We start from the raw sequence: 16,482 nt of genomic DNA, 5'->3' as shown, positions 1-16,482 counted from the left end.
GTGTTAAGCCTGCCGCCAGCGTTCAATCTGAGCCATGATCAAACTCTTCAATTTAAAAAAGTTTAATCGCTCAAAATACTGACTTTAATCGCTAATTAAATTAACTTTGTTCAGCACCTTAAGACTTCATATTTTTTTCAAAACCAAATCTTACAAGTGCCCACACAGATTGTCTGATAAATTGTTAAAGAGCTGTTGCATTTAGCAAGGTTTTTTATGATATTTAATTATCATACTTACGTCAAGTATTATTAGAAAATTTATTTTAAACTTTTCTCTCTAATCTTTGCTTTCCTTGCGGTGCGGAGGCGTATTATAGGGAACAAAAATTTCTTTGCAACCTTTTTTTTAGAAAAATTTCAAAATTGTTTTTAAGTGCTGTTTTTTTACTCGACTCACTTAAACTATCTATTAATTTCACTCCATATTTAGCTTAAACGTTTAGTACAATTAACTCTTTAAATCCCCATAAATTAATCATATATTCAAATGTTTTATCTAACTCGAAAAGCTTAGTACAAAATATGAGATTTTGGGTATTGGTATGTTTTGCTTGAATATCAATTGTTGATAAAAGATATTTAACCCGTTTTGCGATAGCATAACCAGGATCTAAAAAATACTTTACTTGAGGCAAACATAATTGGATTTCTTCTTTAATTAGAGGAAAATGAGTACATCCTAAAATAACTGAATCTAATTTATCCAATGCTATCCATGGTTCAAGTTCTTTTTTCAATGTAATCAAATCCACAGAATGTCCATGCAATTTTTGTTCAGCAATTTCTGCTAACTTAGTTGAACCAATTTTCTCTACTTTACAATTAGTCGCATATTTTTTAATAAGCTCATCAACATAAGATCTTTGGATGGTACCTTTTGTTGCTAATAATCCAATTTGTTTGGTTTGTGAAATTTCTGTTGCTGGTTTTATCGCTGGGACTGTTCCGACGATAGGGATTGAGAAAGTTTCTCTCAAAGCGGGTAAGACCACAGTACTTGCTGTATTACAAGCAATTACAATCAGATCTAGAGGATAGGTTTCGTTAATTTTCCCACAAACAGTTAATGTTCTTTGGATAATTAATTCTTCACTTTTCTCTGAAAATGGAAAAAATGCATTATCAAAACAATACAAATAGTGGCAATTGGGCAAAAGCTCTTTTACTTCTCTGTATACACTAAATCCGCCCACACCAGAATCAAAGAAGAGAATAGTTGGTTGATTTTCTACCATTATGGTTTACCTATAAAATTTTCCAAAATATCACCGCACTTTTATGCATTGCTATAAATCTCACGGTTATTTAACCATCGTTTAATTAACAATTCAGAAAGTTCAGGATATTGGATAATAAGCTGTTTAGCATAATATTGTACGCTAGGTATCATTTTGCGATCTCGCATGAGATTGGCTATTTTAAATTCTGCTATACCTGTTTGCTTTGTACCTAAAACTTCACCAGGACCTCGAATTTCTAAATCTTTTTCAGATATTACAAACCCATCTTGGCTATCACGCAAGACTTGTAAACGTTTTTGTGAAATTTTTCCTAATGGCGGTTTATACATTAGTACACAGAAAGATGCAGTGCTCCCTCGTCCAACTCGTCCTCTGAGCTGATGAAGTTGTGATAACCCCAAGCGTTCTGCATTTTCAATAATCATTAAACTAGCATTGGGCACATCGACACCGACTTCAATCACTGTAGTTGCGACTAATAAATCTAATTCAGCAGCTTTAAAACTTGCCATAATGCTTTGTTTTTCAGCGGGCTTCATCCGTCCATGTACTAATCCAATACGTAAGTGCGGTAATGCTTTTTGTAAATCTTCTGCTGTTGCCTCTGCTGCCTGAGCTTCCAAAACTTCACTTTCATCTATTAAAGTACAAACCCAGTACACTTGTCGATTTTCATTAGTACAAGCATTATGCACTCGAGCTACAATTTCTGCACGCCGTTCCTCTGATACAACCACTGTTTTAATTGGGGTCCGCCCTGGTGGTAATTCATCAATTATTGAGGTATCTAGATCAGCATAAACAGTCATCGCTAACGTTCGAGGAATAGGTGTGGCAGTCATAATTAATTGATGTGGATAATAACCCGCACTTTCACCTTTTTCACGTAACATTAAGCGTTGGTGCACACCAAAACGATGCTGTTCATCAATGATGACGAGAGCTAAATCTGAAAATTCCACTTCTTCTTGAAATAATGCATGTGTTCCAACTACCATTTGTACATCTGCATTTTTAATACGTTCAAGTTCAGTTTGACGTGCTTTACCTTTTACTTTACCCGCTAACCATCCTACTTGAATACCTAAAGGCTCAAACCACCGACGAAAATTCTCCGCATGTTGTTCCGCTAAGATCTCAGTGGGCGCCATTAAAGCAACTTGTTTACCATTATCAATTGCCATTAAGGCGGCAAGGGCTGCAACTAAAGTTTTTCCAGATCCGACATCACCCTGGACTAAACGCATCATCGGATAATTTTTCGATAAATCCTTTTCAATATCTTGTGTCACTCTTGCCTGAGCATTCGTTGGATTAAAAGGTAAATTATCAAGAAAACGTTGTTTCAAGTCTGTTTGATAATGTAGAGGTAAGGCTGTAAATTGCTGTGTACCCAACCGCACTTTTTGCATCGCCAAGTTATGTGCTAATAATTCTTCAAAAATCAACCGCACTTGTGCTGGATGTTGCCCTTTTTCTAAGGTGTCCAAGGAAACATCTGGTGGGGGACGATGTAAAAACCGGATCGCTTCTTTTAAACTAAATGGATAGGGATTAAATTCATTAGGTAAAATTTCTGCTACTTGAATGTTATCAAGTAAAGCTAATGCTTGATCCGTCAATTTACGTAATGAAGTTTGTTTCAATCCTTCTGTTGTAGAATAAATAGGTGTTAAGTTTTCTTCTAATTTTATAGGCTGATTATCTCGAATAATCTGATATTCAGGATGATGAATTTCAGCCATAAAACGCCCGCGTTTAATTTCCCCAAAGGCTTTGACTCTAATACCAATTTGGAAACTATTACGCATTCCTGCATTAAAATTAAAAAAACGTAACATAATTTTTGATGAACCATCTGACAAGCTCACCGTTAATATCGGACGACGTCCAAATTGTACTTCACAAGTTTGTACTAAGCCTTCAATTGTAGCATATTCATCGGGACGTAAATCTGAAATAGGAGTAATACGAGTTCTATCTTCATAGCGTATAGGAAGATGAAATAATAAGTCTTGAAGATTATTAATGCCAATACGACTTAATTTCGCTGAAACAGCTGTCCCTACACCTGAAAGTGCAGTGAGAGGAACTGCATCAAGAAGTTGGTTGTTCATACTAATCTATTCATTAATGTTACGTTGAACAGACTGAACACCAGAAAGGCTTTGAATCTTGCGGATAATATATGCTAAATGTTTAGTATCTTTAGCCGTTAACGTCAAGGTAACTAAATACTCGTGCTCCTCTCCATTTTCTGTCCAAATACTATAAATATTACTTTTAGCCGAGGAGATTGCCGCCATTAAATTTGCTAATGCTTTAGGTTCATTCATGATTCGAATATTTAATTCTGTTTCAAATTCCGTGTAATCATCACAAGGTTCCCATTCAACTTTAATTTGCGGATCTTTTTGTAAAGTACGACGTTTTAAATTTGAACACAACTCATGGTGAATTACTAATCCCTTACCAGGTATTGAATAACCAATGATAGGATCACCTGGAATAGGATGACAGCATTTAGCAAAATCAATTAATAATCCTTCAATACCTTTAATAGGCAAGCAAGCTTGATTATGAAGTTCTTCAACATTTTTCTCAATTTCAATGGGTTGACCACATAGATGGCGAGCAATTGTAGAACTTAATTGATTACCTAAACCAATCTCTGCTAATAAATCATCAAAATTATTGAGATTAAGTTGATCTAATAATTGATCGACTAATTTTTGATCCAAATCTTCGAATTGTTTACCTGCCAAAACATGCAATAATTGGCGTTTACCTAGATTAACTGCTTCTTCATAACGTAAAGTTTTTAACGTTTGGCGAATTTTATTTCTCGCTCGCCCCGTCACTACAAAATTCAGCCAGCTCTCATTTGGTGTCGCTGTTGGTGAGGTTATTATTTCTACTGTTTGCCCTGAACGTAGTGGTTGTGATAATGAATAAACTTCACGATCGACTTTTGCCCCAATACAAGTACTGCCAATTGAAGTATGTACGGCATAAGCGAAATCTATTGGTGTTGCTCCAGCAGGCAACTCAATAATACGCCCTTTAGGTGTAAACACATAAATTTCATCAGAAAATAAATCAGATTTAACACTTTCAATAAATTCAAAAGAATTACCCGCACTTTGCTGTAGCTCAATAATACTTTGTAACCAATGCTGTGCTTTAATTTGTGCCGTAGTACTATCATTTTTACCATCAGGTTTATAAATCCAGTGAGCAGTCACACCCAATTCGGCAATTAAATTCATTTCTTCGGTCCGAATTTGGATCTCAACAACGACACCTCGAGGTCCAATTGTGGAAGTATGCAACGCTTGATAACCATTAGCTTTAGGTACTGCAATATAATCTTTAATCATACCTGAACGAGGTTTGAACAAATTATGCATCTGCCCTAATACGCGATAACAATTATCAACTGAATCTACGATAATACGAAAATTAGAAATATCCATAATCGAGCGAAATTGTTGGTTTTTCGACCGCATATTTTGATAAATATAAAATAGTGGTTTTTCTTCTATAAATACACGTGCTGGAATACCAACTTCGGATAATCGATTCTGAATAGATTCAAGTAAAGGATGAACTAGTTCCTGGCGAGTATTACGTGCGATTTCAATCACTTTATTTAATACAGCATAGCGTTGAGGATGCATGGCTTGGAAACATAAATCCTCTAATTCATTCTTTACACGCTCAATACCAAGGCGATGAGCCAAAGGGCTGTAAATTTCTAAGGTTTCTTTCGCAATTCGACGACGTTTCTCAGGACGTAAGGCCCCTAAAGTACGCATATTATGGGTGCGGTCGGCTAATTTGATTAATACCACACGAATATCTTTCGTCATGGCTAAAATCATTTTACGGAAACTTTCTGCTTGAGCTTCTTGACGTGTTCTAAATTTTAATTTGTCGAGTTTAGAAACACCATTGACAATTTCGGCAACACTTTTGCCAAATTCTTTCGTTAGCTGTTCTTCAGTATAAGGCGTATCTTCAATAACATCATGTAATAATGCGGCCATGATAGCTTCATGGTCTAAACGCATATCAGCAATAATTGATGCTACCGCTACAGGATGGGTAATATATGGCTCGCCACTTGAACGAAACTGACCTTCATGGGCATCTCGTGCAACCACAAAGGCTCGTTTAATTAGCTCAATGTGCTCTGGAAGTAAATAGTCTTGGATAATTTTGTCTAATGGTTCAAAAAGATACACGAGATACCTACCTTATTACAAAATGTCAGACAACGAGCCAACGAATAATAAAAATTTAACTATTCAGATAATAGAGAAACAGCGTTTAATTCTACTTTCTCTTGTTCTAATGCTTCCTGACGTTCTTGAGCATTCATAATGTCATTATCAATTAAACCTTTTTCAATTTCACGTAATGCGATAACTGTCGGTTTATCATTATCTTCTGGCACTAAAGGTTCACGAGCATGTAATTGTAATTGTCTTGCACGACGAGCCGCAGTTAAGATTAAATCAAAACGGTTGCCAATTTTTTCAACAGCATCTTGTACTGTTACACGAGCCATATTCTACTCCGTTGGGGTTATTACTAAGGATGATAAATAATTGAATTGTTTATATTACTAAAATATAACCTATTTTGCTAGTAATTGATTAATTAAGCGTTTATTTTGCTCACTTTGATAACTAATCGTCAATTTTTCAGCTCTCAAAATATGCTGTAGGTCTGTCAGTGCTTGGTTAAATTCATCATTGATAATCACATAATCATATTCATGATAATGTGAAATTTCATCTATGGCTTTTGACATACGTTCGGCAATCACTTCTGAACTATCCTGCCCACGTCCAATTAAACGCTTTTCTAATTCTGCTAAAGAAGGCGGAAGAATAAAAATACTTTTTACACTAGGTAGTTTTTTACGAATTTGTTGTGCACCTTGCCAATCAATATCAAGAAATACATCAATTCCTTGTGCTAAATTTTCCTTAATTGCAGGAAGAGAAGTACCATAATAATTTCCCCCAAATACCTTAGCATATTCAAGAAAAACGCCATCTTTAATTAGTGCTTCAAATTCTTCTACAGTAACAAAATGATAATGTACGCTATTCTGTTCACCTGGGCGAGGTTTTCTTGTGGTATGAGAAACAGAAACCATCATTTTATGTGTAGTATCTTGTGCTAATAATGCTGATATGAGCGATGACTTCCCAGCTCCACTTGGCGCTGAAATGATATATAAATTTCCTTGAAACATAAAATTGACCTCTATAAAAATAGAGATCATTATGCCTATAATTCATAAAAAATACAGCGATTAGTGCGGTTATTTTTATAAAAATTTTATTTTATCTTACATTTATAAAAAACTATTTTTGTCAATACTCATTTCGTAACAAATATTAATGAAGAATATTGACATAGATCACAAAAAAACTATCTGCTCTCGTTTAACTCATCGTCTCGTTTCGAATATAAAAAAAACCATGTTATACTTCAAAAATGACGGGAAATTAGGCTAGTTTCTATGTTTGATGAACCGTGATAATTTTGTTTAACTTACATTATAGGTGAAAATCTTATGGCAATTAAAATTGGTATCAATGGTTTCGGTCGTATTGGCCGTATCGTATTTCGTGCAGCACAACAACGTGATGACATTGAAGTTGTAGGTATTAACGACTTAATTGATGTTGAATATATGGCATATATGTTAAAATACGATTCAACTCATGGTCGTTTTGACGGTTCAGTAGAAGTTAAAGATGGCAACTTAGTTGTTAATGGTAAAACAATCCGCGTAACAGCTGAACGTGATCCTGCAAATCTAAATTGGGGTGCAATCGGTGTTGATATCGCCGTTGAAGCAACTGGTTTATTCTTAACTGATGAAACAGCTCGTAAACACATCACTGCGGGTGCTAAAAAAGTTGTTATGACTGGTCCTTCAAAAGATGCAACTCCAATGTTCGTACGTGGAGTTAACTTCTCTGCATATGCAGGTCAAGACATCGTATCAAATGCTTCATGTACCACTAACTGCTTAGCACCTTTAGCACGTGTTATTCATGAAACTTTCGGTATTAAAGATGGTTTAATGACAACAGTTCATGCAACTACAGCTACGCAAAAAACCGTAGATGGTCCATCAGCTAAAGACTGGCGTGGTGGTCGTGGTGCATCACAAAACATTATCCCTTCATCAACTGGTGCTGCTAAAGCCGTAGGTAAAGTATTACCTGCATTAAACGGTAAATTAACTGGTATGGCATTCCGTGTTCCTACGCCAAATGTCTCTGTTGTTGACTTAACAGTTAACTTAGAAAAACCAGCAGCATATGACGTAATCAAAAAAGCGATCAAAGATGCAGCTGAAGGTAAAACATTCAATGGCGAATTAAAAGGTGTTTTAGGCTATACTGAAGATGCTGTAGTTTCTACAGACTTTAACGGTTGTGCATTAACATCTATCTTTGATGCTGATGCAGGTATCGCATTAACAGATACATTTGTAAAATTAGTATCTTGGTACGATAACGAAACAGGTTATTCAAACAAAGTATTAGACTTAGTTGCTCACATTCATAACTACAAAGGCTAATCCTTTACTCGTCAATAAAACCGCTCATAATGAGCGGTTTTTTATTTACAGAATTTTTAGAATTTAATCCATAAAAAACCGCACAAAAGTGCGGTTTAATTTCGATGAATTTTTCTTACCAGTGACTATGATGATGGTAACCATAACCAATACTAGGCACTAATACCACATTGCCAGGGTGATAACTACGACGAGTATTAAAACGCTCATCAGCAGCCTGCTTATCACTCACATTCATTGGCATTTCTACTTCAGGTTGTTCTTTTACTTTTTTACTCACAGGCACAGTATTACCACTATAAACTTTGTTTTGATAAGCTTGTACTGATTGCATATCTAAAGGTGCCTGGGGTTGATATTCTGGCTGTGAAGAACAAGCTGACATGCCTAAAATAGCACTCCCTAATAAGATTATTTTTGCTTTCATTTAGTTATTCCAAGATTCATTATTGACATATGACTGAAGATAAAATCTTTGTTTTATCTTTAACATTTCTTGTTGCAAGCCCACGTCCATATTTAGCTTCATCATCTTGTACTTGCTTAGATAAATTTGGATCATTAATATTAAACACAGGAGCATATTGCATATTTTTAGCTCCATTTTTATCTGATACATTAGCTCCGATTATACTTGCATAATACTCATTAGATGAATTTCCTATATAATAGGTTGTGGAATCTGTTAGATCCACACCATGTTGAGATTTAAATCCCCTGCAAATACCAGCACCAGATTCATAAATGGTATGAGAATTGTGATTTTCGCTTATTTCATAAAGCTCAAACTCAATGCTATTTGCTAATAAACGAGCATCATTTGAATTATCAGGATTTAAAGACTCTGAATTTTCTCTACTGACATAAGTTTTTTCTACTTTTTCATGCCCCTGACCAAAAATATTTGCTGAAATATCTTTTACTTTAATGGTGGTTGCATCTTCTGAAATATGCACAGAAACATCTTTAGCAACACTATAGGTAGATAAACTTAATAATATCAGTGAGATAGAAAATGTTAAGTTTCGCATTTTGACTCTACTATTACGGTAAACAATAAAATTCATATAATTCTAGTGGTAAATTATCTGGATCTCTAAAAAAAGTAAATTTTTTACCAGTTAATTCATCAATGCGAATATCTTCGCATTCCACCTGCTTACTTCTTAGATATCGTACTGCTTCATCAATATCATCTACTTTAAATGCCAAATGACGTAATCCACAAGCCTCTGGTTGGCTAAGCCGTTTGGGTGGATTGGGAAAAGAAAACAGTTCAAGTTGACTGCTATCTGGAAAACAAAGATCTAATTTATAACTATCACGAGAAGAACGATATGTTTCTTCTATTATTTTAGCACCTAAGATCTCAGTATAAAATGCCTTTGACTTTTGATAATCAGATACAATAATGGCAACATGATGGAATCCATTAAGCAACAATGCCATATTTTATATCCTTAATATAGCTAAAATTTAGCCTCTTTTGATAATAGCATAAATATACTTCAAAAATAAATAACAAAAAATATTATTTATTTTCAATTGTAGGCACTAAGGTTTTATGCTTTTCTATCTCTTGTTCCGCTAATGCATCACGAGCAGAACGAATACTTTTTTCAATTAAATCACGCTTCGAATCATCTTGAGGTAATAATTTTAACATCATCGCCCAAGTTACCGCTGCCATTTTATAATCTTCATTTTCAAAATAATTAAAAGCTAATAAGCTTAATGCTTGAAGATTGCTATGATCTTTACGAATGACTTCTTTTAATAACTCACTACCTTTAGCCTTATCTGATGCATCTACAGAAAACATTAATGTTCTTGCATAAGACAACTTATATTCTGTATTTTCAGGCTGCAATTCCGATGCTTTAGCATAACTTGTATGAGCCAACTCGCCATTATTTAATGCCGTGCCAAGTTGACCTAACATCCACCAATCATCAGCATTATTAGGGGATTTCATTAATTTAATACGTAATGCAGTGGCAAATTGTTGTAATTCTTTATCATCTAGAGGTTTAGTTTGTTCCTCTTTAAGACGCTCATAGAAATAAGGCAATTTTTCATAACTTCTTGCCATCATTTCTTCTGATTGCCAACCACCCACTTTAAAATAAGTTATTCCAGCAATAATTCCAAGGAATAAGAAACCAGAAACGAACCACAATTTACTATAAGATTTTTTATCTTGTTTATCTTCCATGTTTTCTGGAATATCTTCTAATAAAGATTGTTGCAATTCTGTTTTTAATTGCTCTACATGATCTAATAAACCTTGTTTTTCATCGTTTTCAATTTCTTTTAAACGATCAAAATATAATGCTTTATTTAAAGTATCTCGATTTGTATCTTGCTCATTTTTAGATGTATTGCGTAATAATGGGTAAAAACAAATTAATGCAATAATTAATGTAAAAATGACCGCAGTTATTCCAAAAGTCATTATTTATTCCTTATCTTTTAATAAAGTGTCTAAACGTTTTTGCTCTTCTATTGATAATGTTTGTGAAGATAAATTTGTTGATTCAGACACTTTAATAGAAACTGATTTTGATTTTTTACGGAATAAAAAGCCTAATCCTAGTAAAACCAATAAAACAGGCAATATCCATAACAAAATAGTCGCCGCAGTAATGGGAGGGTTATAAGTCACAAAATTACCATAACGATCCACCATATATTGCACAATATCTTGTTTAGACTTACCTTCTTGCAATAATTCAAATACTTTTTCACGCATATCAATGGCAATTACTGCATTAGAATCTGCAATATTATTATTTTGACATTGTGGGCAACGTAGTTCTTGCGTTAATGTATGATAGTCACTTTCTTGTTTTTCTGAGCTAAAATTAAAAGCATCAATAGCGGCAAAACTAGGCAAACTGACAGCACTAATCATAACTAAAAGTGCGGTTAATTTTTTCATTATTTTGCCCCTTCTAATAATTTATTATAGATAGGTGCTAATGTTTCTTTCCAGACTTTATCAGTCACATCGCCTGTATGGCGATAATGAATAATACCTTGTCCATCAACAATAAAGGTTTCAGGTGCACCATAAACACCTAAATCAAGAGCCAATGAGCCTTTTTCATCTTTAATCACAAGCTTATAAGGATTATTCAAATCTTTGAGCCATTTAATCGCTTTATCCGTTTGATCTTTATAATCCACACCTATCATATTAACGCCTTGTTTAGCTAATTCATTTAAGTATTGATGTTCAGCGTAACAAGTAGGGCACCAAGTTGCCCAAACATTAATTAAAACAGGTTTACCTTGGCGGAAAATTTCAGAAGTATATTGTTTATCCTCTAATAGCCCTTGCATTATTTTTTCAGGCACAGGTTTGCCAATTAAAGCAGACTCTAAATTCTTAGGGTCATCCCCAGCAGCATTACGTTGTAGTTGCACCATAAAAGCAATAACTAATGCAAGAAAAATAATTAAAGGAAGATAAAGTTTTTTATTCATTCTTATACCTAATTGAAGAACATCAATACGTAATACATACGTACCTAATAAATAGCTATTTTTTCAGTAAGTTAGAAAATCTATAACGACGATCAAACATACAGAGTAAACCACCTAATGCCATAAATAAGCCGCCAAACCAAATCCAGCGAACAAAAGGCTTATAATATAAACGTAATGCCCAAGAGTTATCATCTAACTTTTCACCAAGTGCCACATAAAGATCTCGTGTAAATCCCCAATCAATTGCAGCTTCGGTCATAGACATACGGCTTACTGTATAGAAGCGTTTTTCAGCGTATAAAGTATTTTCGAGTTTTCCATCTTTGCTAATTTCTACTTTAGCTTTACCACCCATATAGTTTGGACCATTTGATGTTTCAACACCTTGGAATTTATATTGATAGCCTGCAATTTCTACGACGTCACCAGTTTTCATGCGAACATCACGTTCAATATTAAAGTTTTGGCTAAAAGCTATGCCCCATACGGTCATTGCTACACCGAGGTGAGCCAACAACATTCCCCAATGTGATCGAGAAAGTTTAGTCATGCCTTCAATCAAACCAGTACGGTGAGTCGCACGTTGTTTTAATTCATAAAAACTAAGTAAAACAATGATCACAACCATCATGCTGCCCAATACAGCGCTGACAGTCAATTTATTACCAATAAAATAAGGTAATGCAAAGCCCAAAATCACCATTACAACTAAACTAATAATGACTGGTGTGCGAATTGCTGAAAATTCATCTCGACGCCATTTAACCAATGGACCAATACCTAATAATACAGCAAAAGGTGTCATAATAATTAGGAACATTTGATCAAAGAATGGTGCACCAATAGAAATGGAACCCAAACCGATTTGTTTATGTACTAATGGTAATAGCGTACCTAATAACACCACTGCAAGTGCGGTCATTAATAAAATATTATTAAGTAACAGCATAGATTCTCGAGAATAACGTTCAGCATTATCTCTTGAACGAATTTGACTCCCCTTATAAGCATAAAGCGTTAAGGAACCACCAATCACCACAATTAAATAGGCCAAAATATATAAGCCACGAGTAGGATCTGAAGCAAAGGTATGTACGGATACCAAGACACCTGAACGGACTAAGAAGGTTCCCAATAAACATAATGAGAATGCTAAAATGGCAAGTAATACTGTCCAAGCCTTAAATGAACTACGTTTTTCAGTTACCGCTAATGAATGTAATAATGCTGTTCCAGCTAGCCATGGCATTAATGAAGAGTTTTCTACAGGATCCCAAAACCAGAAGCCGCCCCAGCCTAATTCATAGTAAGCCCAGAATGAACCTAAAGTGATACCTAGGGTTAGAAATATCCAAGCAGCCATTGTCCAAGGACGAGACCAACGAGCCCAAGCACTATCTAAACGTCCAGTGATTAAAGAAGCGATAGCAAAAGCAAAAGCGACTGAGAACCCCACATATCCCATATAAAGCAATGGCGGATGAAAAATTAATCCCACATCCTGCAACATTGGATTTAACTCTCTACCATCTACAGGTAAATCGGGAAAAGTACGAATAAAAGGATTTGAAGTAAAAATGATAAATATTAAAAATCCAACACTCACTAACCCCATAATACCCAGTACACGAGCGACGGCTTCTTGTGGTAGTTGTTTACTGAAAATAGCTACCGCTACACTCCATAAACTTAATAGCCAGATCCATAATAATAATGATCCTTCATGAGATCCCCAAACTGCAGAAAGACGATATTCAACAGGTAAGCGACTATTGGAGTTATTAACTACATATTGGATTGAAAAATCATTCACAGCAAAAGCATAAAATAATGCACCAAATGCTAAACTCAAACAGATAAATAATGCATAAGTCATTGGACGAGCCAATGACATAAGTTGTTTATTTCCTTTTTCAGCACCCCATAGAGGAAAATAGGCTAATAAAATAGATATTGCTAAGCCAAGCGCTAAAGAAAAATTACCTAACTCAGGAATCATTTACTACCTTCTTTTTGAGTATTTGCTTCATTATTTAACATTTTTGCCGCACGATCTCGCTCACTTTCTCCATGCATATCCTTTTGAGTCACCCCTGCGCCTTTATGCACACTTTCTAATTTTTCACTAAGATCGGGTGGAACATAATTTTCATCATGCTTGGCTAATACTTCACTTGCCACTAATAAGGTGGGTTCTTTTAATACCCCTTGTGCTACGATACCTTGCCCTTCACGAAATAAATCAGGCAAGATGCCTTCATATTCAACAGTAATTTCAGGACCAATATCATCCACATTAAAGGTAACTTTTAAACTTTTCGGATCACGATGAACAGCTCCTTCTACCACCATGCCACCAACACGAATACGTTGTCCAACTTGAGGTATTGCATTAGGATCATTATTCTTCCCATTCACCACTTCTGAAGGCGTATAAAATAAATCAATATTTTGACGTAATGCATATAACACTAAAGAAGAAGCAATAGTTACACCGATTAAAACAAATAGAATTATTGTTAATCTTGATTTACGTCTTGGATTCATAGCTTGCCTCGGGATTGTGTTGCTTGTAAGCGTTGTTCACGTAGCTCTTCACGTTTAATTTCACGGAATACAGCAACTTTACCATGATAACTTTGTACTGCAAAAATCAAAATTGAGATTAGAGAAATGCCATAAGAAAGCCATACATAAAAGCCATAGCCCCCCATATTAAGAAAATCACTCCAAGATTCAAAAAACATATATCACTCCTAAAAGAATCATAAAATTTTTTTATTTCTGACCGCACTTTTGAGTGCATTCCACTACTTTACTAAAGCTTTTACCCAAGGGCGTTTGCTATCTTCTTTTAATAGTTCTACTCGATAACGCACTAAGGTAAGCCAAATAGTTAATGCCATAAACCCCAAAATACTTAAAATCAATGGAATTAACATTGGTGTAGCAATTGAAGGTTTCTCAAACTTAGTGATGCTTGCACCTTGATGCAAAGTATTCCACCACTCCACTGAGAAATGAATAATAGGCAAATTAATCACCCCAACAATACATAAAATAGCTGCGGCTTTCATACCTGTTGCACGATCTTGAAAAGCCGAATATAACGCCATCACACCTAAATAGAGAAAGAATAAAATAAGTTCAGCAGTTAAGCGGGCATCCCATACCCACCATGTACCCCACATTGGTTTTCCCCAAATTGCACCAGTGACTAATGCAAGAAAAGTAAATAATGCCCCGATAGGCGCCATTGCAATCACTGATAAATGAGCATTTTTAACTTGCCATACTAAACCAATAATAGCCGCTACCGCCATTGAACCATATACACACATTGACCAAATTGCGCTCGGTACATGCACATACATAATACGGAAACTATTACCTTGTTGATAATCTGCTGGTGCAAATGCTAAGCCCCAAACAAAAGCAATCGCTAATAAAGCAATAGCAATGAAGGCAAAAAATGGAATAAATTTTCCACATAAATAATATTGCGTTTCAGATTTTGCGTAAGGATGTAACCACTTCCACATGTTCTATTCCTTTCATTATTGGTCTAAACTAATTCTTAATGCAGAGGCAATAGCAAAAGGTGATAAAGTCATCGCTACTGCGAGAATCGCACCTAAAATAGCTAAAGGACCACTATAAGATAAATTTAAAGTTGCAGCATCTAATACAGAAGCTGAGAAAATTAATACTGGAATAAATAAAGGAATTACAAGCAAACTTAATAATACCCCACCTTTACGTAATCCAACGGTTAATGCGACCCCAATTGCTCCAATGCAACTAAGAATAGGGGTGCCAACTAATAAGGTTAATACTAACGCCCACCAAATATTCATCTCTAAAGAAAGCAATAATGCGGCGATAGGTGATAATAAAATCAATGGTAATCCCGTTAACAACCAATGAGCTAATACTTTTGCTAATGCAGTTAAAGCCAAAGGTTGGGCTGTAAGCATTAATTGTTCTAATGAACCATCCATAAAATCATCACGAAATAATCTTTCAAAAGACAATAAGGCAGAAAGTAACGCTGCCACCCATGCGATTCCTGGGGCAATTTTCGCAAGTAAAATGGGATCAGGCCCAATTACTAATGGAAATAATGTAATTACAATTAAAAAGAACCATAGCGGATTAAGTATTTCTGCTTGTTTGCGCATGGCAATACGTAGTTCACGTTTAATTATTTCAAAAAAAATCATTAGTTCTCTAAATATTTATATTCAGCTAAGTTTAAGTTTTTTAATTTCGTACTTGGCACTTCTTGATGACTAGTTAAAACTACGATTCCGCCATCAGCCGCATGCTTTTCAAATAACTCAGTAAGCACTTTCACACCATTTTTATCAATTGCATTAAAGGGTTCATCTAGAATCCATAATGGTGCTTGAGAAAGCCATAAACGTGCTAAAGCAATACGCTTTTGTTGACCTGCTGAAAGTTGACTTGCAACAATATCTTCACGCCCTAACAAACCAACCAGTGCTAAAATATCCCACAAAACCGTATCACCTTGAACGCAAGGTGTTATTTGTTGATAAAACTTTAAGTTTTCCCAAGCTGTCAATTCAGGTTTAATGCCCGCATTATGCCCCAAATAAAGTAAATTATAATGATAGTCTTCCCGACACTTATAAATTTCTTGAGAATTCCACCGCACTTTTCCCGCATTTGGCTTAGCTAATCCTGCTAAAATGCGTAGCAAACTGGTTTTACCGATTCCGTTATGTCCTTCAATTTGAATAAAATCTCCTGATTGTAAGATTAGCGATAAATCAGTAAAAAGTAATTTATCACCGCGCTGACAAGATAACTGTTCAATTTCTAATTTATTCATAGATTAAACTACGTGGACTAAACGAAAAAATAGTTAAAGAATAATACCATAACCTTTTCTTTTGTCGTAACAATTAATCTAATAAGTAACTACCTATTTAGAGTTGAATTAAGGCATTTTTGATTTAGCTCAAAGCTTAGTTATGAATGATTATCATCTGTCTGAAGAATTGATCATATTTAGGGTTATTTTTAGTAATTTGAATAAAGAAAATTGCAATATTTCAAAAATTCATAGAAAAAAATTATAAATAGCAATTAGAAAAAATACTGGCAT

Annotated in this window: 18 protein-coding genes; 1 reads left to right on the top strand and 17 read right to left on the bottom strand. The window is 34.9% G+C overall.

The features are described 5' to 3' along the window. Positions 1-433 precede the first annotated feature (433 nt). From murI to gmk, 5 genes are all read right to left on the bottom strand, one after another. Positions 434-1,237: a glutamate racemase gene (gene murI, locus BN1226_RS03105; RefSeq protein WP_044469934.1), complete on the bottom strand. Its 804-nt coding sequence runs from the start codon at positions 1,235-1,237 to the stop codon at positions 434-436. Positions 1,238-1,278: 41 nt separating this feature from the next. Continuing rightward, positions 1,279-3,360 carry an ATP-dependent DNA helicase RecG gene (recG, locus tag BN1226_RS03100; protein ID WP_044469933.1) on the bottom strand — a complete coding sequence of 694 codons (2,082 nt, stop codon included), beginning with the start codon at positions 3,358-3,360 and terminating at the stop codon, positions 1,279-1,281. A gap of 6 nt (positions 3,361-3,366) precedes the next feature. Then, complete coding sequence (spoT, locus tag BN1226_RS03095) at positions 3,367-5,490, bottom strand: bifunctional GTP diphosphokinase/guanosine-3',5'-bis pyrophosphate 3'-pyrophosphohydrolase (RefSeq protein ID WP_044469932.1); 2,124 nt, start codon at positions 5,488-5,490, stop codon at positions 3,367-3,369. A 59-nt stretch (positions 5,491-5,549) separates the two neighbouring features. Further along, positions 5,550-5,816, bottom strand: a complete 267-nt coding sequence (gene rpoZ, locus BN1226_RS03090; protein ID WP_005759417.1) for a DNA-directed RNA polymerase subunit omega — start codon at positions 5,814-5,816, stop codon at positions 5,550-5,552. 69 nt (positions 5,817-5,885) lie between these two features. Continuing rightward, a complete protein-coding gene (gene gmk / locus BN1226_RS03085) occupies positions 5,886-6,512 on the bottom strand; it encodes a guanylate kinase (protein ID WP_044469931.1) in 627 nt (208 codons plus the stop codon). A gap of 324 nt (positions 6,513-6,836) precedes the next feature. Here gmk and gap point away from each other — a divergent pair, with 324 nt between their 5' ends. Continuing rightward, on the top strand, positions 6,837-7,856 hold the full coding sequence (gene gap, locus BN1226_RS03080; RefSeq protein ID WP_005759405.1) for a type I glyceraldehyde-3-phosphate dehydrogenase: 1,020 nt from the start codon (positions 6,837-6,839) through the stop codon (positions 7,854-7,856). 115 nt (positions 7,857-7,971) lie between these two features. Here the strand turns inward: gap and BN1226_RS03075 are convergent, their stop codons facing one another. The 12 genes from BN1226_RS03075 to ccmA form a co-directional block, all read right to left on the bottom strand. Beyond that, complete coding sequence (locus BN1226_RS03075) at positions 7,972-8,283, bottom strand: YajG family lipoprotein (protein WP_044469930.1); 312 nt, start codon at positions 8,281-8,283, stop codon at positions 7,972-7,974. Positions 8,284-8,302: 19 nt separating this feature from the next. Further along, entirely contained in the window at positions 8,303-8,923 is a 621-nt protein-coding gene (locus BN1226_RS03070) for a DUF8095 domain-containing protein (protein WP_239384651.1), read from the bottom strand. Next, on the bottom strand, positions 8,901-9,305 hold the full coding sequence (gene gloA2 / locus BN1226_RS03065; RefSeq protein WP_044469929.1) for an SMU1112c/YaeR family gloxylase I-like metalloprotein: 405 nt from the start codon (positions 9,303-9,305) through the stop codon (positions 8,901-8,903). Before gloA2 ends, BN1226_RS03070 begins: the two co-directional genes overlap by 23 nt. Positions 9,306-9,387: 82 nt before the next feature. Continuing rightward, positions 9,388-10,311 (bottom strand): c-type cytochrome biogenesis protein CcmI, encoded by a 924-nt coding sequence (gene ccmI / locus BN1226_RS03060; RefSeq protein WP_044469928.1) that lies wholly within the window; start codon positions 10,309-10,311, stop codon positions 9,388-9,390. A 3-nt stretch (positions 10,312-10,314) separates the two neighbouring features. Then, positions 10,315-10,797: a cytochrome c-type biogenesis protein gene (locus BN1226_RS03055; protein WP_044469927.1), complete on the bottom strand. Its 483-nt coding sequence runs from the start codon at positions 10,795-10,797 to the stop codon at positions 10,315-10,317. Next, entirely contained in the window at positions 10,797-11,345 is a 549-nt protein-coding gene (locus tag BN1226_RS03050) for a DsbE family thiol:disulfide interchange protein (RefSeq protein WP_044469926.1), read from the bottom strand. Before BN1226_RS03050 ends, BN1226_RS03055 begins: the two co-directional genes overlap by 1 nt. A 55-nt stretch (positions 11,346-11,400) precedes the next feature. Continuing rightward, entirely contained in the window at positions 11,401-13,347 is a 1,947-nt protein-coding gene (locus BN1226_RS03045; protein WP_044469925.1) for a heme lyase CcmF/NrfE family subunit, read from the bottom strand. After that, complete coding sequence (ccmE, locus tag BN1226_RS03040; RefSeq protein WP_044469924.1) at positions 13,344-13,895, bottom strand: cytochrome c maturation protein CcmE; 552 nt, start codon at positions 13,893-13,895, stop codon at positions 13,344-13,346. The genes BN1226_RS03045 and ccmE overlap by 4 nt, the downstream gene beginning before the upstream one ends. Next, positions 13,892-14,095 (bottom strand): heme exporter protein CcmD, encoded by a 204-nt coding sequence (gene ccmD / locus BN1226_RS03035; RefSeq protein WP_044469923.1) that lies wholly within the window; start codon positions 14,093-14,095, stop codon positions 13,892-13,894. The genes ccmE and ccmD overlap by 4 nt, the downstream gene beginning before the upstream one ends. 63 nt (positions 14,096-14,158) lie before the next feature. After that, positions 14,159-14,890 carry a heme ABC transporter permease gene (locus BN1226_RS03030; protein WP_044469922.1) on the bottom strand — a complete coding sequence of 244 codons (732 nt, stop codon included), beginning with the start codon at positions 14,888-14,890 and terminating at the stop codon, positions 14,159-14,161. A gap of 15 nt (positions 14,891-14,905) precedes the next feature. Further along, positions 14,906-15,571, bottom strand: coding sequence for a heme exporter protein CcmB (ccmB, locus tag BN1226_RS03025; RefSeq protein ID WP_044469921.1), 666 nt, complete (start codon positions 15,569-15,571; stop codon positions 14,906-14,908). Further along, a complete protein-coding gene (gene ccmA, locus BN1226_RS03020) occupies positions 15,571-16,206 on the bottom strand; it encodes a cytochrome c biogenesis heme-transporting ATPase CcmA (RefSeq protein WP_044469920.1) in 636 nt (211 codons plus the stop codon). The genes ccmB and ccmA overlap by 1 nt, the downstream gene beginning before the upstream one ends. Positions 16,207-16,482: the final 276 nt, after the last annotated feature.

The organism is Mannheimia massilioguelmaensis (assembly GCF_000940515.1).
Lineage (GTDB): Bacteria > Pseudomonadota > Gammaproteobacteria > Enterobacterales > Pasteurellaceae > Basfia > Basfia bettyae.
This window is presented reverse-complemented; position numbering and strand designations above follow the sequence as displayed.